General features: G+C 42.7%; 20 protein-coding genes, 1 tRNA gene and 1 pseudogene. 4 read left to right on the top strand and 18 right to left on the bottom strand.

Features of this window, described 5'->3' with window-relative positions; all coding sequences use genetic code 11:
- Positions 1-49: 49 nt before the first annotated feature.
- The 5 genes from Bealeia2_RS02035 to Bealeia2_RS02015 form a co-directional block, all read right to left on the bottom strand.
- Positions 50-1,297, bottom strand: coding sequence for a hypothetical protein (locus Bealeia2_RS02035; RefSeq protein ID WP_331255493.1), 1,248 nt, complete (start codon positions 1,295-1,297; stop codon positions 50-52).
- On the bottom strand, positions 1,278-1,415 hold the full coding sequence (locus Bealeia2_RS02030) for a hypothetical protein (protein ID WP_331255492.1): 138 nt from the start codon (positions 1,413-1,415) through the stop codon (positions 1,278-1,280). The genes Bealeia2_RS02035 and Bealeia2_RS02030 overlap by 20 nt, the downstream gene beginning before the upstream one ends.
- A 51-nt stretch (positions 1,416-1,466) precedes the next feature.
- On the bottom strand, positions 1,467-2,087 hold the full coding sequence (locus Bealeia2_RS02025) for a ribonuclease HII (RefSeq protein WP_331255491.1): 621 nt from the start codon (positions 2,085-2,087) through the stop codon (positions 1,467-1,469).
- Positions 2,080-2,865: a uracil-DNA glycosylase gene (locus Bealeia2_RS02020; protein WP_331255490.1), complete on the bottom strand. Its 786-nt coding sequence runs from the start codon at positions 2,863-2,865 to the stop codon at positions 2,080-2,082. The genes Bealeia2_RS02025 and Bealeia2_RS02020 overlap by 8 nt, the downstream gene beginning before the upstream one ends.
- A 79-nt stretch (positions 2,866-2,944) precedes the next feature.
- On the bottom strand, positions 2,945-4,849 hold the full coding sequence (locus Bealeia2_RS02015) for an F-box protein (RefSeq protein WP_331255489.1): 1,905 nt from the start codon (positions 4,847-4,849) through the stop codon (positions 2,945-2,947).
- Between the two features lie 165 nt (positions 4,850-5,014).
- On the opposite strand from Bealeia2_RS02015, the gene Bealeia2_RS02010 reads away from it, so the two are divergent.
- The gene (locus tag Bealeia2_RS02010; RefSeq protein ID WP_331255960.1) at positions 5,015-7,504 is read left to right on the top strand and encodes an ATP-binding protein; all 2,490 of its coding nucleotides are present in this window, start codon (positions 5,015-5,017) and stop codon (positions 7,502-7,504) included.
- 3 nt (positions 7,505-7,507) lie between these two features.
- On the opposite strand, the gene Bealeia2_RS02005 is transcribed toward Bealeia2_RS02010, so the two are convergent.
- The 13 genes and pseudogenes from Bealeia2_RS02005 to Bealeia2_RS01945 all read right to left on the bottom strand — a co-directional run bounded on the left by Bealeia2_RS02005 (position 7,508) and on the right by Bealeia2_RS01945 (position 19,669).
- The gene (locus Bealeia2_RS02005) at positions 7,508-8,017 is read right to left on the bottom strand and encodes a rhodanese-like domain-containing protein (RefSeq protein ID WP_331255488.1); all 510 of its coding nucleotides are present in this window, start codon (positions 8,015-8,017) and stop codon (positions 7,508-7,510) included.
- Positions 8,018-8,044: 27 nt separating this feature from the next.
- Positions 8,045-8,887, bottom strand: a complete 843-nt coding sequence (locus Bealeia2_RS02000; RefSeq protein ID WP_331255487.1) for an ATP-binding cassette domain-containing protein — start codon at positions 8,885-8,887, stop codon at positions 8,045-8,047.
- 158 nt (positions 8,888-9,045) lie between these two features.
- Entirely contained in the window at positions 9,046-9,915 is an 870-nt protein-coding gene (locus tag Bealeia2_RS01995; RefSeq protein ID WP_331255486.1) for a CheR family methyltransferase, read from the bottom strand.
- On the bottom strand, positions 9,912-11,027 hold the full coding sequence (locus Bealeia2_RS01990) for a protein-glutamate methylesterase/protein-glutamine glutaminase (RefSeq protein WP_331255485.1): 1,116 nt from the start codon (positions 11,025-11,027) through the stop codon (positions 9,912-9,914). Before Bealeia2_RS01990 ends, Bealeia2_RS01995 begins: the two co-directional genes overlap by 4 nt.
- A gap of 2 nt (positions 11,028-11,029) precedes the next feature.
- Positions 11,030-11,395 (bottom strand): response regulator, encoded by a 366-nt coding sequence (locus Bealeia2_RS01985; RefSeq protein WP_331255484.1) that lies wholly within the window; start codon positions 11,393-11,395, stop codon positions 11,030-11,032.
- 22 nt (positions 11,396-11,417) lie between these two features.
- Positions 11,418-11,894: a chemotaxis protein CheW gene (locus Bealeia2_RS01980; protein WP_331255483.1), complete on the bottom strand. Its 477-nt coding sequence runs from the start codon at positions 11,892-11,894 to the stop codon at positions 11,418-11,420.
- A complete protein-coding gene (locus Bealeia2_RS01975) occupies positions 11,891-13,348 on the bottom strand; it encodes a chemotaxis protein CheW (RefSeq protein ID WP_331255959.1) in 1,458 nt (485 codons plus the stop codon). Before Bealeia2_RS01975 ends, Bealeia2_RS01980 begins: the two co-directional genes overlap by 4 nt.
- Positions 13,349-13,449: 101 nt before the next feature.
- Positions 13,450-14,688, bottom strand: coding sequence for an ISNCY family transposase (locus tag Bealeia2_RS01970; protein WP_422388042.1), 1,239 nt, complete (start codon positions 14,686-14,688; stop codon positions 13,450-13,452).
- A 120-nt stretch (positions 14,689-14,808) separates the two neighbouring features.
- A pseudogene (locus tag Bealeia2_RS01965) lies at positions 14,809-15,957 on the bottom strand (chemotaxis protein CheA); the annotation flags it as partial.
- A gap of 24 nt (positions 15,958-15,981) precedes the next feature.
- Positions 15,982-16,611, bottom strand: coding sequence for a protein phosphatase CheZ (locus Bealeia2_RS01960; RefSeq protein WP_331255480.1), 630 nt, complete (start codon positions 16,609-16,611; stop codon positions 15,982-15,984).
- Positions 16,612-16,634: 23 nt separating this feature from the next.
- The gene (locus Bealeia2_RS01955) at positions 16,635-17,021 is read right to left on the bottom strand and encodes a response regulator (RefSeq protein WP_331255479.1); all 387 of its coding nucleotides are present in this window, start codon (positions 17,019-17,021) and stop codon (positions 16,635-16,637) included.
- Between the two features lie 31 nt (positions 17,022-17,052).
- A complete protein-coding gene (locus tag Bealeia2_RS01950) occupies positions 17,053-19,491 on the bottom strand; it encodes a methyl-accepting chemotaxis protein (RefSeq protein ID WP_331255478.1) in 2,439 nt (812 codons plus the stop codon).
- Positions 19,492-19,595: 104 nt separating this feature from the next.
- Positions 19,596-19,669 (bottom strand) — tRNA-Gln (locus tag Bealeia2_RS01945).
- 127 nt (positions 19,670-19,796) lie between these two features.
- Here Bealeia2_RS01945 and Bealeia2_RS01940 point away from each other — a divergent pair.
- The 3 genes from Bealeia2_RS01940 to Bealeia2_RS01930 are packed head-to-tail and all read left to right on the top strand — an operon-like array spanning position 19,797 to position 22,728.
- A complete protein-coding gene (locus Bealeia2_RS01940; protein ID WP_331255477.1) occupies positions 19,797-20,789 on the top strand; it encodes a Ppx/GppA phosphatase family protein in 993 nt (330 codons plus the stop codon).
- On the top strand, positions 20,786-21,472 hold the full coding sequence (locus Bealeia2_RS01935) for an RlmE family RNA methyltransferase (RefSeq protein WP_331255476.1): 687 nt from the start codon (positions 20,786-20,788) through the stop codon (positions 21,470-21,472). The genes Bealeia2_RS01940 and Bealeia2_RS01935 overlap by 4 nt, the downstream gene beginning before the upstream one ends.
- The gene (locus tag Bealeia2_RS01930) at positions 21,469-22,728 is read left to right on the top strand and encodes an RsmB/NOP family class I SAM-dependent RNA methyltransferase (RefSeq protein ID WP_331255475.1); all 1,260 of its coding nucleotides are present in this window, start codon (positions 21,469-21,471) and stop codon (positions 22,726-22,728) included. Before Bealeia2_RS01935 ends, Bealeia2_RS01930 begins: the two co-directional genes overlap by 4 nt.
- Positions 22,729-22,766 lie beyond the last annotated feature (38 nt).

The raw sequence follows: 22,766 nt of genomic DNA, 5'->3' as shown, positions 1-22,766 counted from the left end.
TTCTCCCTCATTCTCATCCTGAATTTGTTTCAGCATCTGTTTATCAACCTCACTTCTCCAGCTCTTGCTTCAAAAGTTCCAAAGCCAAAGCTTCGGATTCGCGTTCATAACCGACGGACTTCAGGGCCAGAAGGACTTTAATTTTAACTTCTGGATGGATTGCCTTGAGATCTTTGAGCAGAGTTGCCGCCAAGAGAATCACCTCACCTTTACGTTTAGATTTTGCGGCTGAGATCAGCAACTCCAAATCCTCTTTGGAAACTCCCAAACCTTGCCGCCAGGAGGGGGTAGGAATTTCAACACCCAAATGCGCTGAATCAAAATCATAAAGTTTAGAAAGTCTTTGGAGAAAATACATTTTCTGTACATCCCTCGAAAATTTCGCTTTTTGAATATAATCTTGTAGTTCGGTGCGAGGATTTTGCGTCTCACCCTTTTCTGCTTTAAGTTCTGCCAAAACCTCATCTTGCGGGAGGGGGTCAGTTTTTGGGCCCCACGCTTTCAACCAAGGAGGAAGATTTTCAGAATCTTGAAGGGGCTGTTCTCCCAAAAGGGCCACGATGATCACATCCAAAGGCGGAAGTTTCTCAACTTCTCCAGAGGAAAGGGCTTCCTCCAGAGCGGATTCGGAAGACGATTCTCGCAACGCCTCAAGGCGTACTTTAGCTTTTTCCATTTCACCTTGCAAAACATTACAAACAATCCCAGCCTTAATCCAGAAAGACTCGCTCGCCCCCTGGCTTTTGGAGATGGCAAATGTGCATGCTTTTTCTTTGTCATCCAAACTTAAAAGACTCAAAAACTTGAGCTGCTCATAGGCGCCTTTAGAGCCAGATTTAAAAATCCCCGAAAGAAGATCCTCATCCAAAACTTGAGCGGCTTCATCACCGTGCCCCAAATTCATGAGAATTTCAGCACGATTTAAACTCAATGATCCAGGCGCACTCCCACCTTCTTTGGGAAATCCACCGCGACGGATGAGGTCTTCCAAAAGCACGTTTAAAGCTGGAAGTTTGGAGGGAAACGAAAGGTGAGGCAAAAAATGATCCAAAATTTTCCGAGGTGTTTCGATCCAAAGTGAAGAGTCAGTGCTTTTTTGAGTCCCCAAAAAATTAAGGTCTTCCCCCGTAGGCGCCTCTAAATTTTGAACTGGGAGGACGGGAGTGACTTCCCCCCCTTCCTCAGGACTCGCATCTAAAGGCCGCAAAGAAATAGGAGCCTCTTCAGAAGACGCATAAAGCCCCCCCAAATTGATTAAAAAAGCACTGAGAAAAAGTTTAGTGGAGCGCTTTGTCATGAGGTATGATTTTTTCAACTTTCGTTTGTGGCGCGGGAATCCCCCACATGGACAACACCATAAGTGCAGTGATAATCAAAAGCGCCAAAAGTCCCCACATCATCCGAATCATTGTCATAACGGTACTCCAACTATTAATGTTTCTAAACCAATCTATATCATTTGAGGGTTACGCCGCCAATAATTTTGCAATAGGGGCATAAGTTTTACGATGATGATCTGTGACTCCATACTTTTCAAGAGCCTCTATATGGAGCCGGGTGCCATATCCAGCATTTTGGGCCCATCCATATTCGGGATAGGCGTCATGGAGTTTTTCCATTATGCGATCTCTGGTGACCTTGGCCAAAATAGAAGCAGTTGCAATGGAAAATGACAATTGATCCCCTTTGACAATGGGCTTTATAGGAACGCCTAAATCCGGTTTTGAGGTACCATCAATAAGTGCCCATTGCGGCGAGACTTTTGCCACCTTTTCATAAGCGCGCTGCATTGCTAAATAGGAAGCTTGGCGAATATTCATCTGATCAATTTCTACAACGCTGGCCTCACCCACGCCATAACAAATATTCTCCTCAGAAAGAACAATTAGGGATTCAAAAATGAAATCGCGCTTTTTCCCCGTGAGCTTTTTTGAATCATTGATGAGTTTTAAAAGATCTTTTGGAAAAGTTTCTTGATTAATCCAAACACATCCTGCAACCACAGGGCCCGCCCAAGGACCGCATCCTGCTTCATCCAAGCCCACAACGGGGCCTTGTGTGATGTTTTCGTAGAGAAAATCAGGCATTGAGTGCGCGCTTAATATTGAGCAAATCTGCCCAGGTTTCTCGTTTTTGCCCCGGCGATCTCAAAAGGTAGGCTGGATGAAAAATCGCCGTTGATTGAATAGGAGATGTCAGTCCCGGAGATTCATAGGGTCGAAATTTTCCACGAAGACGCATAATTCCCTCATTGGATCCGCTCAAGGCTTTGGCGGCAGTGGCACCCACCATAATCAAGAGATCCGGCTTCACAAGTTCAATATGACGCTGAATGAAAGGTAAACACTGTGCCGTTTCTTGAGGAGTGGGTTGACGATTTCCCGGAGGGCGCCAAGGAATGACGTTGCTGATATAAAGATTTGCAGCACGGGAAAGTCCAATGAAGGAAAACATTTTATCTAAAAGCTGACCACTGAGTCCCACAAATGGTTTTCCAAGCCGATCCTCATCCGCACCAGGCGCTTCGCCCACAAGCATGATTTTGGCCTTCGGATTTCCGTCTCCAAAAACCATATTAGTAGCTGTTTTTTTGAGGGCACACCCCTCATAAGCCGCAAGAGCACTTTGCAATTCCTCAAGAGTTTTGGATTCTTTTGCTGAGATTTGGGCACTTTCCTCAATCTCGCGTGTGGTGCGCAAAACAGGCTTTGCTGCGAGCAGAGAGGCTGCAGGAGCGCATTTGGGAAGAGTTAATGTTTCTTCAATCAGGGTATAATAATTCTGCGGCGTATCTTGATGAATTTCATCCACACCTGCCTCAATAAGCCACGCAATCAGATCTTTTGAAAGGTTTGTTTTTGTCATAAAGGTTAACTAGCATAAGAGCATCCTTATGGCCAGATGGATTTCGTTTTTATCCAGAGTGATTGAGAGGAAATCCATCTCATTCCTCCCCTTTTGATAAGGACGTGAATAGCGCCTTGAAGGTTTCCAGTTTCTTCTGTCCCTCAGGATTTTTTTCCAGCAATAATCTCACTGCATCACGATATTTTATGAAAAACTCTTCAAATACCTGCGATCTTTTGGGAATGCTTTTTTCAATATCACCCCAACGCTCATACACGTCATTCATGTAATTTGAAAATCTTTTCTGGAAGATTTCCAGAAGTTCTGGTGGAAATTTTGCCCCTTTGTGAACTTGCCTTTGAATAAGATTTAAATTCGGAGGAAACTTATCACAACCCTCTGTATTATTTAACTCTTTAAGAGCTTCTTGAAATTTTCCCTGAGCGATATAAAGGTTAGCGCGAAGATCAAAAATTTCTCTTTTTTCAATTCTCAATGAGCCTTGAAAGGAACCATTTCTACAATCAAATAATATCACTTTTTGATATTGATGAAACGCTACAAGAACATTTTGAAGATAGGTTTCGAGTCTCTCAAACTGTGAATCATCCCCTGCCTCTAAAACTCTTTTCACAAGATTTTGATAAATCTCAAAACGAATAAAATGCTGTTGTGCTTTGGCAATGGCCCAGTCTAAAAGTTCTCGCCCCTGAACAGACTCCCCCACATTAAAAAAAAGATTGGCTAACATTTCCAACTGGTAGGCATCCCCATCTTTAAAGTTGTCATAAGCCTCAATCAGTATTTTTTTCAATTGAGGACGGTTTCCATCACTTTCATAAATTTTTATCATCGCATCATAATGCGATAAATGACTTTTCTTTTTTTCTTCCGGATAAATATCGAAAAAATAGTGAGCGAGATCTTGAATCTGATTCACATCAGGCTTAAAAGCACGAGTCTCATAATAAGAGCTCGCCAATCTATTCAACACGTGCAAGTGCATCTTGAGGCTATCTTTATGAAACATTTTACTTCTGGAATTCTCATTGTGACATGTATATAGGGACCACAAAGGCTGCCTTACCCAGTGAGCATAATCCAAACAAACTTTACCATTCTCCATAAACCCCACTCGATTAACTTTATTTAACGCTTGAAAAAGCACCTGAGAAAACTCTGGGCCAAAAAACCCCTTACACACCCCATCACAATACCTCCACTTAACCCCCATCAAATGGACCTGCATTTTCTTATGGTTATGAGGGTCTTTAATCAAATTTTCAAATTTCCCATAATCAAATCTTGTGTTCTGAATAACCGTATCAAGTCGCCCGGAAAGTTCAGAAACCTTGTCAGTCACACGCTTGCGAAATTCAAGGGCACTTTTATCAAGTGGGCTAATGCGAATATATTTTCTGAGGAAAGGCCATTGGTAGGGTGAAAACTTTTTTAAAGCCTCATTTAAAACAGAAAAATTTGCAGGTTCCTCAATGTCTTCTGGATAAATACCATCTTGATAGAGCTCATCTTCCGGCACTGCGGTTTTTAAGGATTGTGGCATTAAAGAAAACTCTTTTTCGACCCCTTCACAAGCGCACATGAAATTACGGGGATGCCTGAGAATATATTGAAAATTCAAAGGTTTTTTCTCTTTTAAAGATATACCAAATGCCAAACTCAGCTGATACCAATGTTTGCAAACCTTTTCTAGTTTTGGAAAGTCTTCTGGGGTCATATGGGAAAAAATTCCCTCAAAAATAATATCCACAGGAATCTGAGAGAGAACCGTTTCTGAAGGCGCTCCAAACTTTTTTGGCTCTTGCCCTTCCTCACTCTCATTCAGGATAAAATCAATTACAAATTTGTCTTTTTTAAGAGGGTTTTTTGTTTTCTCCTCTTGAGGTGTTGGATTTTTTTTCATGCCATAAGATGTTTGAAGGTCCAAAAAAAGCGGCACAAAAACAAAATAAAAAACTGAATATGCTAATAATTTTTTCATAAAGGGAGCCCATTTTTGAAAAGAGTTTTTATTTGATAGGGTTAAGGAGTATAGCTTTCATGTCAATGAAAACTCATCCTCACAAACTCAATTGATTGGCTTGCGAGAGGACTCAAAAATTTGATACACTTCTAAAAAACAAAAGGGATCTTCACGTTGAATTGGGTGCAAAAAGCCTTAGCCTTCTTACAACACGCTACTCATTTCAAGACGGCGCATCGTGAGGCTTGGGGCAGATCTGCATTCCGTCAAACCCTCATGATATCTTTTGGGAATTTAATTTTTGTGGGAATTTTGGGCGCCTTACTTTTGGCCGTTTCAGACTGGAAAAGTGAAACGCTCATTTTAGTAGGCACCTTAACAATTTCCACTTTTTTTTTCATATTCCTCCTTTTGTGGCAACTTAAATCTCTCACTCAAAACATCACAGATCACAGGCTTGAACAGCAATCCTATCTTCATAATGTGATGTCACAAATATTTTATGACAAGCACAAAGGATTTGTTTCCCCTAATCTTGCCGCTCAAAAATCCTGGTGGTGGGGACAAGATTTAACCCGCCTCAAAGAGTATACGTGGGATCAGGAATCAAAAAATGCCTATGATCGATTCTTCACGCTTCTTTCCGAAGATGATGAAGCGAAAGAAATTATTGCAATTTGCCACGGAAATGAAAAGGAATGGTGGGAGATGATCTCTCACAAACTGGAGGATGGCTTTTTAATTTCTGTCGAAAACATTACGGACGCCCATGAAATTGAAAAACGATTCAAGAAAGATTACGCTCTTTATTCTCGATTTTTTAATAATTCCGGAGATGGTTATTTTTCAATCGACGAAAAAGGAATTCTACATCATGTCAATAAATCTATGGCCGATTGGTTAGAATATCGCCCTGAAGATTTGAAAGGTAAATCTTTCTTGGAAATCTTAGCGCGTCCCCATCGTGATTTTTTAAGATCCCCTGAGCGTTTAAAAGAACTTCATGGAACTGTCGAATTTTTAACAGCATCTCAACGGATCAAAGGAGCACCTCTCTCTCAGCGTATTGTACCGGAAGGAAAAGGATTTTCAACATGCTCCATTGTAAATTTAGGGAGGTCTCAAGCCCTTCAGAGCATGACGGATATGGGGCGTGTGATTGCAATTTCTCCCATCCCTGTGGCGTTTTTAAACGATGAAGGCCACATTCAAAATGCCAATACCTACTTCAGCGATAAATATTGGGAAGGTGAAGGATCTCCCGAAGGCAGTTTATTTTTGGATCTTGTGGCATCACAAAAGCAAGAGGAAGTGGCTGCTATCTTAAGAGATGTGGCCGATGGACAAGATTTAAGCACGCCTCTTGAAATTTATTTTGAGAATTCTTTGGGACTCATCGCCTCCGTTTATATTGGAAAAGTCAATGGAGATGCCACCAATCCCGGCGGCTTATTCCTTCAATTTCACGATATTACAGAGCAAAAGAAACTCGAAACACAACTGGTGCAATCTCAAAAAATGCAAGCGGTGGGGCAACTTGCGGGCGGCATTGCCCACGACTTTAACAATCTTCTAACCGCCATGATTGGCTTTTGTGATCTTCTTTTACAAAGGCACACGCCCGGGGATCAATCTTTTACCGATATTATGCAGATCAAACAAAACGCCAATCGGGCTGCCAACTTGGTACGTCAACTTTTGGCCTTTTCCCGTCAGCAAACGTTACAACCCAAAGTTCTCGATATTACAGATTGTTTGACCGAGCTTTCAGCACTTTTAAGGCGCCTCATTGGATCTAATATCGAACTTAAAATTAAGCATACACGCGATCTCGGGCTCGTTTTGGTGGACCAAGGGCAATTTGAGCAAGTCGTCATTAATATGGTTGTAAACGCCAGGGATGCGATGGAAAATGGAGGCGATGTCACCATTAAAACTAGCAATCTTGAAGTGAAAAAAACCCGCCGGCAGGGGCATGATGAGGTGCCGCCTGGATCTTATGTCTTGATTGAAGTTATCGATAATGGCATAGGCATTCCTCACGATAATTTGGATCGAATATTTGATCCATTTTTTTCAACAAAAGCCTTAGGATCAGGTACTGGATTGGGGCTTTCCACAGTTTATGGAATTATCAAACAAACTGGTGGGTTCATTCAGGTCGACTCTAAGCCAGAAAAAGGCACAAAATTTAGTATTTTTCTACCCCGCTATGTGGAAAAAGAAGAGGCCTTACCTCTACCCGAAAAAAAGAAAAAATGGGTCACAGAGGATCTTTCCGGATCCAGCACCATTTTGTTAGTCGAAGATGAAGATGCTGTCCGGCTTTTTTCCGCGCGCGCATTGCGATCCAAAGGGTATAAAGTTATTGAGGCGAGCAATGGGCTAGAAGCCCTTGAGTTTATCAAAAAAGGAGAGGAGTCACTTGATCTCATCATCACCGATGTGGTGATGCCCCAAATGGACGGCCCCACCCTTGTGAATGAACTTTCAAAACACAATAAAGACCTCAAGGTTATTTTCATCTCAGGCTATACGGAAGATGCATTCCGCAACAAAATTAAAGACGATATGCATATTCAATTTTTAGGCAAACCCTTCTCTCTTGCGGAACTGGCCAGTCGCGTCAAGGAAGTTTTGGCCGATGAAGAAAACATAAAATTAGTCGGATAACTTTTACTGATTCCAGGGCATTTTGGCTAAAATCTTGGCCATACCGCACCATCCTGTGAGCCCTGCAAACACAAGCCCTAAGCCAATAAACCCAGGTATCACATAAAAGCCTGAGTTCACAAATGTTCCCAACATCACACCAGAAAACGCCAAAAATCCGACCGCGACCTGAACCTGCCGATCCAAAGGCAACACATTACGTCCTTGCGTTTTCACCTCTCCACCCAATTCTTTCCAGGCCGAAATCCCGCCTTCTAAAGTATAGATTTCCAAATTAGGATTTTCTGCCAAAAGCTTTTTGCATGCCTCTTGGCTGCGTTTTCCAGAACGGCAATGAATCACAATAGGGAGCAAGGATGTCGGTAATTTCTTAATGCAAATCTCAGACAAAGGGATAAGGTGAGCCCCTTCGATACATTCGGATTTGTGTTCTCCGGGTTCTCGCACATCTATGAGAACTACCTCAGCGTATTTCAGTCGTTTTTTGAGTTCATCTGATGTGATCGTTTTCATTGAAAAGCCCCCCCGTTATTTGGATGATTACGCAGTCTTTCGCATGAGCGGCTTATATTTAATCCGATGGGGTTGATCCGCAGCATGGCCCAAGCGGCGCTTTCGGTCTTCCTCATAAGACTGATAGTTTCCTTCAAACCACTCCACATGACTGTCCCCTTCAAAGGCCAAAATGTGGGTTGAAATCCGATCCAAAAAGAAGCGATCGTGGCTGATCACCACAGCACATCCGGCAAATTCCAGAAGGGCTTCTTCCAAAGCCCTGAGTGTTTCCACATCCAAGTCATTGGTTGGCTCGTCGAGAAGGAGGAGATTAGCACCTTGTTGGAGCATTTTTGCCAAATGCACACGATTACGCTCACCACCAGAAAGTTTTGTGACATCTGCATCTCCTGGAGGGCACCGCAACGCATCCATCGCAATTTCAATTTTGCGATTCAAATCCCAACCGTCAACTGCATCAATCTTTTCTTGAAGCTCGCCTTGCTCAGCAATCAGCGCGTTCATTTCGTCATCGGAAAGTGTTTCCCCAAAGCGAGCACTCACCGCATCAAAGCGATCCATCAAGGCTTTCATTTCGGCAAGACCTGCCGTGACATTTTCTTGAACGGTGAGTGTTGGATCAAGCTCTGGCTCTTGAGATAGATATCCGACTTTAACGCCGTCAGCGGCCCACGCCTCGCCGGAAAAATCCTTGTCCATACCCGCCATAATACGCATCAAGGTTGATTTACCTGATCCGTTCACACCGATGATGCCAATTTTAGCGCCAGGATAAAATGATAACCAGACGTTTTTGAAAATATCTCGTCCACCGGGATAGATCTTGGTCAGACCTTTAATGACGTAACTATATTGATTTGATGACATAGGGCATTTCCTTTTGAAAAATTAAGTTTGACCTTTGTGATGCTATTTTCAGCATCGGTCTCATGAATTGCCTCTATTCCTAGCAAAAGCTGTGTAAAAACGCCACTTCTTTTTGCCTTTCACCCCTGTCAGTTGCAATTTAGCAATTATAGGGTGAGCTACTTCAGTCGGTAAATTCCACGGATCACAGGATCAGGAATCAGTTTTTCAGAAACGCTCATAACGGTTTCCGCCGTGCCTAAGAAAAGGGCGCCGTCTTTGGCCAAACATGTGGCAATGCCTTGGTCCAAAACTTTTCTTTTATTAGACACATCGAAATAGAAAAGCACATTGCGGCACATAATAATGTCAAATGGTCTTAATCCAGACATAGATTGGAGAAGGTTAAATTCTTGAAATTGAATCCGACTTTTAAGTTCAGGCTTGATGCGATAAATGGCACCCTCTTTTTCAAAATATTTTACTAATAATTGAATGGGGAGTCCGCGTTGAACTTCAAACTGTGTATATTCTGCAGCTTTCGCCCGATCCAAAATTTTCTTAGAAAAATCGGTCGCCCAAATTTCAACTTTCCAACCTTGTTGCCAAAGCCCCAGCTCATTAATAATCATGGCCAAAGAATAAGATTCTTGACCACTTGAACACGCAGCTGACCAAATACGGAGGGTTTTTGAATGTGCACGCGCTTCCATAAGTTTGGGAAGAAGATCGTTCTTGACAATATCAAAAGGCTTGGTATCTCGGAAAAAGAAAGTTTCGGGAGTTGCCATAGCTTCAGCAATTTCTTCACGTAATTTTCCAGCTGTTGGCGATCCCATATTATTCACCAATTGATGAAGGGAGGCAAAATTATGATTTTTCGCCACTTGGGGAAGACGCGCCTGGGCGAGATAAGTTTTATCATCGCTTAAATAAAGCCCTGAATGACTGGCTAAAAACGTTCTCAACACATTGAACTCTTGCACAGAAAGTGCATCGTCAACTTTATCAACTGAGGTTGTGGCTAAGGATGCAGTGTAAATATTCATGTCAAAACCTCAAAACTAGGTGTTAAACTTTTTGATAATTTTTCGAGTGCAGAATTCAATTTTTCAAGTGGCAAAACAGCTGAAGCCAGATCCGACATCACAACGGCTTTGGGCATCCCCCAAACGGTACTTGTTTTTTCATCTTGGGCAATAATGGCTCCACCTTCTTGCACAAGGACTTTAGCCCCTTCAAGTCCATCACTTCCCATGCCTGTCAGTATAAATCCCAAAACCCGGCCATGATAGGTTTTGCTGAGAGATCGAAATAAAGGATTCACAGAAGGTCTGCAGAAGTTTTCAGGGGGGCTTTGTGTCAGGCAGATACGCACATCCCCAGATAGTTCAATGACTTCCATATGAAAATTCCCAGGGGCAATATAAATGGTCTTGTCTTGAACAACTTCCCCATCTTCACCCTCTTTTACAGTCAGTCCGCTCACACGAGCTAAATGCTCTGCCAACATTTTTGTGAAGGAGGGCGGCATATGTTGCGCAATAAAAATGGGCAACGTTACTTTAGAGGCAAGATCTTTTAAAACTACAGCAAGAGCTTGGGGTCCCCCCGTCGAACACCCAATGGCAATGGCTCGTGGCTTTAATTTAAGCATAGGTTTGAGAGTGTAATCTTTTGCAGGGATTGAAAATTGAGATCTTCCAGCGTTTGAAAAATATTTTTGGGGTGAAAGGGCTTTAATTCTTGCAATCAAGTCTTTTTTAAAAATTTCAATGGCACCTCCTCCCGTTGAGGATTCGGGTTTGGCAATATAATCTTTGGCACCCAAAGAAAGGCATTTCAAACTGATATCCGCATTTCTCAATGTCAAAGTCGAGGCCATAATAATGATGAGTTTGGGCTTGATTTTTAAAAGGAGGGGAAGAGTTTCTATGCCGTCCATAACAGGCATCTCAATATCTAAAATCACAACATCAACAGAAGAATCTTTGGCAAGTGCATCAACGGCCTCTTGTCCATTACAAACAGTTTTAGTCAGCTCTAAATCTGGATCAGATTCAATTACACGCCTTAAAACACCGCGAATCACAAGGGAATCATCCACGACCATGACTCGTGTTTTATTCTGAGTTTGAGATGTGGGTGCGTTAAGTGCCACCTTTATATCGCCCCCAATATTTGGAGTTTTTCACGAATGATATCTTCATTAAAAGGTTTCATAATATATTCATTCGCCCCTTCGCTAAGAGCCTCTTGAATATGATCAAAGCTGGTTTCTGTAGTACAAAGAACGACGACAGGTTTATCACCACCCTCCGTTTTTCGAAGATGGCGCAAAAAATCGATGCCGCTCATCACAGGCATATTCCAATCCAACATGACCACGCTGGGCATATTTTCTTTGCATGAGTTAAGGGCAACAAGACCATCTTCGGCCTCACGGACCTCCCCAAAAATAGGCTCCATCATCCGTCTTATGGCTTTGCGGATTACAGTTGAATCATCAACGATCAGGCAGCTTTTCACGAGAATCCTCCTCTTATTATTTTTATATGTTGTCTTGACACGTTTGGATGATACGATCCACATCCAAAAGAATTAGAAGTTTTCCTTCAAGTTTAAAAACCCCTTTGGCAATTTCTCTCAGTTTTCCATCCAAAACTTGAGGTTTTTTCTCATAAAGGTCTTGTGCTAGCGTAATGACTTCGCCCACTTTGTCAACTAGAAGACCATAAACTTCACCAGCATGCTCAATAGCAATAATCATTTGCTTTTGGCCCGCTTCAACTTTAGGAAAGTTAAGTTTTTCTCGCATAGAAAGTGCTGTAACAATGCGCCCTCGAAGATTGATGAGTCCTCGAGTTTCTTGGGACGCCAAAGGAACAGGTGTAATTTTTTGCGCCAAGAAGACATCCCGAATTTGAAGAACAGGGATCCCTAAAACTTGATCATGCACATGAAAGGTCAGAAGCTGAACTTCATCATCTTCCCAAACTGAATTTTTAATAGCAAATGCCTCGGTCATGCTGCCTCTCTTTGTGTTTGTTCAATAAGTTCTGAGATGGCTCTCAAGATCATGCCGCGATCTTCTTTTCCACAGCAAAGACCTTCACCATAAAGACGGCCCCCTTGAGGCAGATTTCCATCCTCTGTTAAAAGAAGAAGGGGATGGCATTCCAAGAAGCGTTTTAAAGAGCCCGTATCATCCGAATCAAAAGAGGTTGTACTGTCAAAATCTTGAATAACAGCATCAAATATATGGCCCTGCTCAATAATCCTTAAGGCTTTGGCAAGGCTGTCAGCGCGTTGTGTTTGATATCCTTCCATCCGCAATAAGGTGCCTAAAATATTGCGGAAGAACACACCATCTCCCAAAAGAAGGACGGACTTTTTACTTGCACTAACTTTCCGATTTTCAGCGCCACCCCATTTTGGGAAAAGATGTCTGATATAGTGATCTGCATCTATAACATCGGTAGCATGCCCACTGATGACTGCAGTGCCATAAACATCATCCGTTGTTGATTGCATTTTAAGCTCAACGCGTTCTTCAACGATATCGATGATTTGATCAACAATTAGACCCGCAAAGTGTTCTCCATTTGAAAAGACAAGAACAGCCACTGTTCCTTCTTGTGGGATTCCCCCATACTGATCAAAAGGAATTAATGGCATCAACTGCTCTCGATATTGAATAATAGATTGGTGATGGCTGTGTTCAATGTCCTTAACATCAAATTCTTCCAATCGAACCACAAGTTCAAGAGGAACCGCTTTGGGGGCTTCATCTCCCGCTTTGAAAAGAAGAAGGCTTGTGAGATCTTCTGCAAAAGTTTTTCTGTCATTCAAATCCTCAGCACCCCGGTCAGTCAGGTCAATTTCACCCTTGCGCAGGATGACTCCTTTGGGGTCCAAAATCATGACGACACTTCCGTCTCCTAAAATAGTATTGCCCGCATAAACGTTAATGCCTTGAAGAAGAGGGGAGACAGGCTTTACCACAATTTCTTGCGTGTCAAAGACCTCACTTACGACAATGCCAAAATAATAGCTCCCCACCTGGACAATAAGAACGTATTGATCTTCATTTATATTTGAGTGTTCGGTTTCTTTCGTTTTTTCAATTCCAAACAATTCATTTAAAAAGACAAGTTGCAAGAGACGATTGCGCAGTCTTAAAACAGGATTATTATTGATGTATTCAATTGTATGTTCAGAATCTGATGCAATACGAACAAGTTCAAGAATACTCACCTGAGGAATGGCATATCGTTGATCTTCAACGCCGACAATGAGTGCGGCTACAATAGCCAAAGTCAGAGGAATTGTAATGGTAAAGGTGGCCCCTTTTCCTGTTACGGACTTGACCTCTATATTGCCACCAATTTTTTCAATATTGGTTTTCACAACATCCATTCCCACCCCTCGGCCAGAGACATTGGTGACTTTTTCAGCGGTGGAAAGTCCTGCATGGAAAATATACTGGCAAATTTGAGCATCAGATTTATGTCAAGGCAATTTAGAAATGTCCGCTTTGAGTTGAATTATTATCCACAAGTCCATAGCCCTCTCTCGCGCTCTCAAGCGCAAGAGAGACTTGGGGCTGTGGACCCTGTGGGTAATAAGAAGTCTGGGTTTATTTTGGGGAAGATTTCCTGGTCAAAAACATGATCTAAGTCCTTACGATCAGCTAGAATGGGCCCCCTTGTCACCCTATCCAGCGCCATCACGCTTAAGACTTCTTCTCCAAGCATCACCTCTATTGCCCCCGTATAATGTTGATAAATTGTGACTTTTTTATTCTGGTAGCGATAGCCTTTTCCAGGCACTTGAACTTGATAGGCCTGCCCTTCCAAAGAGAATTCAAGGTTTTTTGAAAGCTTGCGCGTGACGTGATGAGATAAAATTCGTCGCAACCTTTGCGCGTCGATAGGTACGTCACGGTGCAGATCTTTCGGGTTTGCCGCATCAACGGCGAACTTTTGGTTATACTTCTCGATAAACGCCGGCAAATAGGCATTGGCAGTCGCAATATCGCAGATACCTCTCAAACGCATCTCTTTGATTAAGCGATCTTGCAGCGTTTGATTCGCCCGCTCGACACGGCCCTTGGCTTGGGGTGAGTAAGCGCAAATCAACTCAATTCCTAAATCTTTCATGGCGCGATGCAGCTCAGTAGCTTGGTAATATCCGTCAGTTGTGCGCGTTGTTTTAAAAATGCTGTGCCGGTCACTATAATAGGCCAGAGGCAGACCATGCTGCTCGAGGTGTGATTCCATGGCTCGGAAATAGCCGGCAGTGGTCTCCGATTCTTCAAATCGCATAGATACGATGCGGCTGGTGGCATCGTCTACAAAGACGAGCAAACAACACTTTGCACGCCGTCCCTCAAACCAATCATGGTGCGACCCATCAATCTGTACAAGCTCACCAAAGCACGAGCGGCGCTGACGGGATTGATGCAGAGGCGAGCTTTTCCGAATTTTCCCGCTCCATAATGCATCGGCTATCATCCATTGTCGCAGAGTTTCTTTGTTGATCTTAAGCCCCTCATTCTCCAACAGTTTCTCGCTGGCTAGCGTCGGACCAAAATCCGCATAACGATTCCGAACTGCCTCAAGAACTCTGGCTTTGAAGCCCTCTGAATGCGCACGATTACTGCCCGATATAGCACGCCGTTTAATCCCGGAAGGTCCCTCAACAGAAATTCTCGCCTGCAAACGCCTCACTTGCCGAGCACTCAAACCTAACTCTGCCGCACCTTCACCTTGGCGCAGCAGACCTCGTTTTATGTCATCCAATATCTTTAGTTTTTCCATCTCGGCCTCGCTATACAATGTCTCCATTCATCCTCCTGCTTGCTGACTGCATCAGCATAAAACTTAAGGACAAATCCGGACATTTCTAAATTGCTTAACCGGACATTTTCAAATTGCTCCTACATGAGCATCAGATTTATTGGCAATTTCCTCTAAAGATGCTAGGCGATTTTGAATAGCTTTTTCTTTGATTCGTTCTAAATTCAAGCCACGTCCATTATCTGAAATTTCAATGACAATGTGTCCCCCGGCTTGATAAGCGTTCAAGCGAATGGTACCCATAGCTGACTTCCCAGATTGAATGCGCTCCTCGGGTGTTTCAAGGCCATGATCTGCGGAATTTCGAAGCATGTGAGTTAAAGGATCTTTTATGAGTTCAATGACTTGGCGATCAATTTCCGTGTCTGCCCCAAGCATTTCTAACTCAATTTTTTTATTCAGATCTTTTGCCAAATCTCGAACTAAACGTGGCATTTGAGACCATGCATTTCCAATAGGCTGCATGCGGGTTTTCATAACGCTTTCTTGTAACTCTGAAGTTACTTGGTTGAGCCTTTGCAAAGGGACTTCAAAGGTACTTGATTCCGATTGACGCACCAATTGCAGAAGTTGATTGCGCGTGAGAACAAGCTCTCCCACAGTTGTGATGAGGTTTTCCAAAAGGGAAACGTTCACACGAATGGATTGAGGTCCTTGATCTTTTTCAGCCGATTTTTGGTGTTCTGCCGTGGGGACTGTATGTACTGGCTCAGACGCTTCAAAAGAAGGTGCCATAACTTCTGGTACCTCAATTTTTAACGGGGTCACGTCTTCTATTTCTACATTTTCAGGAACATCTTCAATAATAATCTCTTCTTGAGGAACAATAATTGTCTCCTCCTTTGATGTGCTTCCTAATGTAATTAAGTCCTGAAGTTTCTGAATGAGAGCAGAATCTTCACCTTCTGGTTCTTGTCCTGTGTCTTTGAGAGTTTGCAAAATAAATTTGATGGCATCAACACACGCCAAAATGAGTGTAATTGCCTCAGGAGTAACCTTCATTTCTCCATCGCGAAACTTACCCAGGACATTTTCTCCCGAGTGCGCAATTTTCTCAAGACGGGCAAGGCCTATAAAGCCACAAGCGCCTTTAATCGTGTGAATAGTCCTGAAAATATTACCCAAAAGTTGGACATCATTTGGGTCTTTTTCTAAAATCACAAGATCATTGTCGAGTTTTTCTAAATTCTCGCAGGCCTCTGTAATAAATTCTTCTAGTAGTTCATCCATCTTTGAATTCCCTGTTTTTGAGCATTAGCCTTGTGAAAAGAGCTTGTCGATATCTTCTTGGCTGAAAGCCTCAGTTGGTTTTTGAGGACCATTGAGAAGGTTTTCATTTTCTGAAGGAGAGGTCTCTTTTTCTGGTTGATTCTCCCCTGTTTCAAGGCGCCCGCCAATTTCTTCTAAAAGTTTGAATATTTTTCCTTCCAAAGTCCGAAATGTTTTAATAACTTTGATGATGCGTTGACCATTGAGATCCTGAAAATTACTAGCTTCATAAATGCGCGTGGAAACATCTTGGAGTTTTTCTGACAGCTCATCAGAAGCCCCCATCATCAATGTATCGATATCTTCAGCGCACTCTAAAATTTGCCCCACGGCCTCTTCTGTTGTAACCAACACAACATCTAGCTCATCTGTCGTTTTGGATTTCAAATTATTAACATCCATCGCTCGCATTTCATTTTTAAACGTTGTGATGAAATCTGCAATTTCAGTCATTTCTTTTAAAACCTGAAGGTTGCTTTGTGCGATATCATCCTTAATAAATGCTGAAAGTGTCACCATTAATTGGTCGGCATCTTCTGGTGTGAGCACAAAGTTTTCATTCCGCATATAAGAACGAAGATATTTGCGTATGAGCGTCGGGGATTGTGGAATCATAGAAGTCTTCCTCCGCTTATTTTTTAAAAAGGACCTATCAAGGCCACAAGTTTTTCTTTTAAAACTTTGGCAGTGAATGGTTTGACAATGTAAGAGTTCACGCCCAATTGCTTGGCCTTGATAATATTATCGGTCTTGCCCTCGGCTGTAAGCATAATGAAATCAATATTTTTGGTGTCTGGACTGGATTTGACCTTTTCTAAAAGTTCAATTCCGGACATAGGTTCCATATTCCAGTCTGAAACCACCAAACGATAAGATTTTGCCTTAATTTTCTGCAAGGCCTCACCTCCGTCAGCAGCCTCATCTAAATTGGCAAAGCCCAATTGTGTAAGGAGATTTCTGACCACACGTCGCATCATCTTAAAATCATCGACGATCAAGATCGGCATATTTTTATCAACAGACATAATTATTTCTCCCTATATAATTTTAATTTTATTAGGCCGCACGTTTCACGCCATTCAATCCTGCAAGATAATTATCAATTTTCTTAGATTCATCATCGTCTACAGTGAAAACAACTCGAATATATGTAGGATCAGAGGTGTCAACCACATTACCTGATAGTTTTGAGGCATACCCTGGAATCTCAATACTCACTGTCGAACCCATTGTTAAAAAATGCTCTGTTCCGAAGGTATTTATTGAAAGTCCAGAACCAGAGATATCTTTTAAGGAATAGCTTTGCCCATTAATGGTGGCTGAACTTGGGTTTTTGTAGCGCTTGGATTGACGTCTATCGCCGGCATAAGATTCACGAATAACTTGCTTCATTCGCAATTGCAACGCCTCCATTTCCTTAACAATTTTTGTGGTCGCGGACATCACTTCAGAGGAAAGTCGTCCAGTTTCTTGTGCCTCAGTATTCATAATGCTGATGCCATTGGCCACTTCCCGTGTGCGACTTGCGGCTTGTTGCGTACGCTTGTTAATTTCACCGGTAGCAATGCCTTGTTCTTCAACAGCTGCAGCAATGGACGACGAAGCGTGATCCACCTCTTGGATGGTTTTTGTAATTTCAGAAATAGCCACAACTGAACCTTGTGTTGCTTCTTGAATAGCATTAATTTGCCCCACAATTTCTTCAGTGGCCTGCGTTGTTTGATTAGCGAGATTTTTCACCTCTGCTGCCACAACCGCAAATCCTTTTCCTGCATCCCCGGCACGGGCCGCTTCAATAGTAGCATTCAAGGCCAAAAGATTGGTTCGCTCTGCAATGTCTGAAATTAACTTAATCACCTCACCAATGTGGGTTGAAGCATGAGCTAATTCTTGAATGGTGGTATTTGTATTCTCTGTTGTAGTCACCGCTGTTTGAACAATTCGGGTGGATTCAGCCACGCGGGCACTAATTTCATGAATCGAGCTTGAGAGCTCTTCCGTAGCCGCCGCCACACTTTCAACATCTCGCGTTGTTTCGTCTGTGGCTTCATTGGCGCTGGTAGATTGTGTGCTCACGTTACTTGAAGAGACATTCATCGATTCCGTCATCTTCAAAACGGCGTCTGCATTTTGCATGACTTGTTTGAGTGTTGACTCAAGTTCTGATTCAAGACCATTTGAAAGGGTTAAAAGTTTTTCTTTGATTTCTTTTTCGCGCATAAGAGCTTCTTTTTCTCGCGCCTCACTCATCTCTATGACTTTGATAGCATTATCTTTGAAGACCTCAACGGCTTTACTCATATCCCCAATTTCGTCATGTCGCGAAAGATCTTTGGAATCAATTTGAATGTTGACATCTCCACCCGTAAGACGGTTCATGAGATCCGTGATGCGCAGAATCGGACGCGTAAACCCACCGCTAATCGCATAACCCATAATAGAGGCTATCAGTCCTAAAAGCGCAATTCCAACCATTGAGATTATAATTGATTTATACACATCTGCATAAGCCAACGCTTTGGATGTTGAGACAAAATATGACCACCCAATTCCTGGATAGTCGTAAGCGCCGGGTGTATGTGTAAATCCTGTAACGGCATCTTCTTTGGCGTGGTCATTAAATGATTCCACAACCCCGGCTTGTCCAGCAAGCGCTTCTTTAGCAGCCCCATAACCCATTTCCACAAAATTCTCTTTTCCAAGAATTTTAAAATCCCGGACATATTTTCCATTTTGTAATAATGCAAAGTCATAATGAACAACGGGGAAACCCTTTTCATCAAGAATCACAACTTCTGAGTTTTCAATACCTTGAGATTTCATCTCATTGTAGGCCATGGTCGCAAAGTTTTCCACAAGCCCCATGCTTGCAAAGTTTGCCCAAACTCCAATGACGGCACCGTTTGTATCTTTAATCTGGGAGGAGAAAATAATGTTATAACTATCTTTCCGATTATACACTTTATCCAGAAAATCATAATGTTGTGGTTGAGTCACAAGCGTTCCTGTAAATCCATTTTTACCCACCAAATATTCACCCTTTAATGTTTTTTTGAACCAATCAGCATTTCCAAAAGATTGGCCTAACATAATATGGGAATTGATAGGTTTTCCATCTGCTCCTACGGTATTGACGGATTGAACAACGCCATTGGTGTCTATGACAAGCATGAGATCATACATTCCATAAAGGGTTGTATAATTATTCATTGCTTGAACGAGGGGATTTGCAGCATCCGGATTTCCCCAATTGGTTTTATTTTTTGCAGAATCATTAGATGAAAAAGCTTGAACATCGCCATAGCGTTCAAAAAGGTTATTTTCAACATTATGTGAAAGAGCGCTGGCTAAATCTTGAAGACGAAGTCCACGATAATATTTTAAAAGATCCCCTCCAAAATAAATTCCAGTCAAAAAAATGAGGCACGGGACAAGGCTAAATCCTAAAAAGTAAGATGTAAGCTTTCCTCTTATTTTTAATGGCTTGAATTGCATTTTTGAGCTCCAAATTTTATTTTTTTGAACACATTGAAGCTCATTAAATCAAAAAATTATTAACAATTGGTAAAGGAAGAAAAAAAAGAGATTTTTCGGGAAGATGGCTGGGGGACCTGGATTCGAACCAGAGTTGCCCGGTCCAGAGCCGGGAGTTCTACCGCTAAACTATCCCCCAAAAATAATGAAGGCATCATACTGACTTTAGAGGGAAAGGCAAGAGATTCCTCAAATGATAGATAATCTTCATTGATAAATGCTTGGGATAAGACTACTTATAAGAAATAGTCTGAATCCGGTACAAAATGAACGACAAACTTGAAAATAAAGGCCCGCTTGTTGCGGCCATCGATTTGGGGACAAATACCTGCCGTCTTTTGATTGCACAAAAGACTGAAGCTACGCTTGTGCCTGTTGAGATTTTCACACGTATCGTGCGACTGGGCGATGAACTTGTGACCTATAAACGAATTTCTAATGTTGCCCGAGGCCGTGCAGTTGATGCTCTTTCAGAATGTGCGAAACGCCTTGAGAAATATTCTGTGTCGGCTCTTCGATGCGTGGCCACAGCCGCTTGTCGAGACGCCTTAAATCGCGATGCGTTTGTCCAAGAAATTCGGGAAAAAACGGGTCTTCCTTTAGAAGTCATATCAACCCAAGAAGAAGCACGTTTGGCGATGATGAGCTGCGCGGATCAGCTCACACAATGCACCCGTTACGCACTTATTTTTGATATCGGCGGAGGAAGTACAGAACTTGCGTGGGTGGAACTTATTCCAGGAAGCGTCCCCCAAGTCATCGATTCCGTCTCCATTCCTTTTGGCGTTGTGACAGTTGCCGAAGCCATTCGGGGAGAACCCGACGAACATGAATTTCAGGCGAAAGTCAGAAGGGCCATGGCCAAGGAAACCAAGGCTTTTGCCGATCGTTGTCACGTCCACCCTCATTTGCGCAAACAAGCGATTCAAATGATTGGCACCTCAGGAACTTTGACAACGCTTGCGGCAATTTACAAAAATCTTGATCATTACGATCGTGCCCAAGTTCATGGAATGGTTTTAAATCAAAAAGAACTTCAATCTTTAATCTACAAAGTCTCACGTATGACTTTGCACGAGCGACTTCTGCATCCTTGCATTGGGCCTCAGCGCGCAGATTTAATTATGGGGGGAGTTGTAATCTTTCAAGGAATTTATGATATTTTCGGCATCAATGAAGTGAAAGTCGTGGATCGCGGCCTTAGAGAAGGTATAATCTTCGATCTCTTCCTCAAAACGCAAGGGGGAGTTGCCGCATGAAAAAGAAAACGCCCACCTCAGGAACGCGAACTTTAGCGGTAAAACTCAAAACGGCGCGCGGTCGGAAAATTTCCTCCCAATTGTGGCTCATGCGTCAACTTAATGACCCTTATGTCCAAAAAGCACAAGCTTTGGGATATCGGTCACGCGCAGCCTTCAAATTAATTGAGATGGATGAAAAGTATGGGCTTTTGGGCCCTGGGAAACACGTGGTCGATTTGGGGGCGGCTCCAGGCGGCTGGGTTCAAGTGGCAGTTGAAAAAACGGGAAGTTTGCCTGGACAAGAAATTGTAATTGGCATTGATCTTAAGCCCATCGATCCCATTCCGGGATCTATTCTGATTGAGGGGGATTTTCTCCATCCTGAGATGCCCGACAAACTCAAAGCCCTTTTAAAAGGTCCCGTAGATTTGGTTTTAAGCGACATGGCAGCCTCTTCCTCAGGTCATGCACCTACAGACCACTTACGCATTATGATGCTCGCAGAAGTGGCCTTTGACTTCGCCAAAGAGGTTTTAAAACCAGGCGGATCTTATGTCGCCAAAGTTTTACAAGGTGGTGCCGAAGGAGATCTTTTGCGAGAGCTCAAACAAAAATTTACAAAAGTTGTTCATTCAAAGCCCCCTGCCAGTCGCCCGGATTCCGCGGAGATGTATGTGGTGGCCATAGGATTTAAAAAATGATTGAAGCTGCTCGTATCGATGCTGTTATTGAAGTTATAAAAACATATTCTCAAGACTACTCTCCTTTGGATGCTCACCTTTCTTTTTATTTTAAGGCGCGGCGTTACATTGGATCTAAAGATCGTCAAGCTATTGCGACCCGCGTTTATGGTATTTTTCGCAATTATGCGCATATTTCTTGGTGGGCGCTTTTGCGTGGCGTCTCTTTAAGTGCCATTTCATCAGGGGCTGCAGCTCGTCTTCAAGTGTTGGCTTATTTAATGGAAATCGAAAAAATTGATCGCGCTAAAATTGGCATTTGGTTTGACGGCGAAAAATATTCGCCCTCTAAATTAAACGACAAAGAGCGCCAACTTGTAGGGCTGGATCTTGGAGAACCCAATCCGCCTCTTTGGGTTCGGGGAGAGTTTCCTGAATGGTTGCAACCCGCCCTTCAAGATCTTTATGGAGATCAGTTGCTTGAAAATATGCAAGCCTTTCAAAAAGAGGCGCCTGTGGACATTCGGGCCAATACGTTAAAAATCAATCGCGAGAATTTGAAAGTCAAATTGAAGGCTGAAAAAATTATTGCCGATGCTTTGCCCGATTCTGAAACAGCTTTGCGCCTTAAAGATCGCCAGCCGTTGACTTCAACAAAAGCTTTTCGGGATGGCCTTTTTGAAATCCAAGATTTGGGATCTCAAAAAATTGCCGAATCCCTTCAAGCAACCCCAGGAATGTCAGTCTTAGATCTTTGCGCAGGAGCTGGTGGCAAGACTTTAGCGGTGGCGGCACTCATGGAAAACAAGGGCAAAATTGTGGCGATGGATATTGCCAATTGGCGACTTCAAAAGGCACGCCTGCGTTTGAAACGAGCGGATGTGAACAACACAGAATGTCGCGTTTTAGACGAAGAAGGACTTTCATGGCTCAAACGCCAAAAAGGGCGTTTTGATCGCATTTTGATTGATGCTCCTTGCTCTGGTACGGGAACTTGGCGCCGCAATCCTGAGCAAAAGTGGCGTCTCACCCCTGATGAAATTGAGCGTTTAATTGAAATTCAAGAAGGCCTCATCCATCAAGCAGCACCCCTTTTAAAGCCCAACGGCAAAATTGTTTATGCAACATGTTCCATTTTAAAAGACGAAAATGAAAACGTGGTTCAGGCCTTTCTTAAGAAAACTCCAAAGTTCCAATTGGAATCTCAGGTGCGTTTGGCTCCCCTTCAGAATGGGACTGATGGATTTTTTATAGCGACTATCTCAAAAATCGAGTAACCTTTTTAGGAATAAATAACATAAAAAATGATTGAATC

The organism is Candidatus Bealeia paramacronuclearis, assembly GCF_035607555.1.
Taxonomy (GTDB): Bacteria; Pseudomonadota; Alphaproteobacteria; order UBA9655; family UBA9655; genus Bealeia; species Bealeia paramacronuclearis.
The sequence above is the reverse complement of the archived record's forward strand: the minus strand, read 5'-3'. Positions and strand labels throughout refer to the sequence as shown.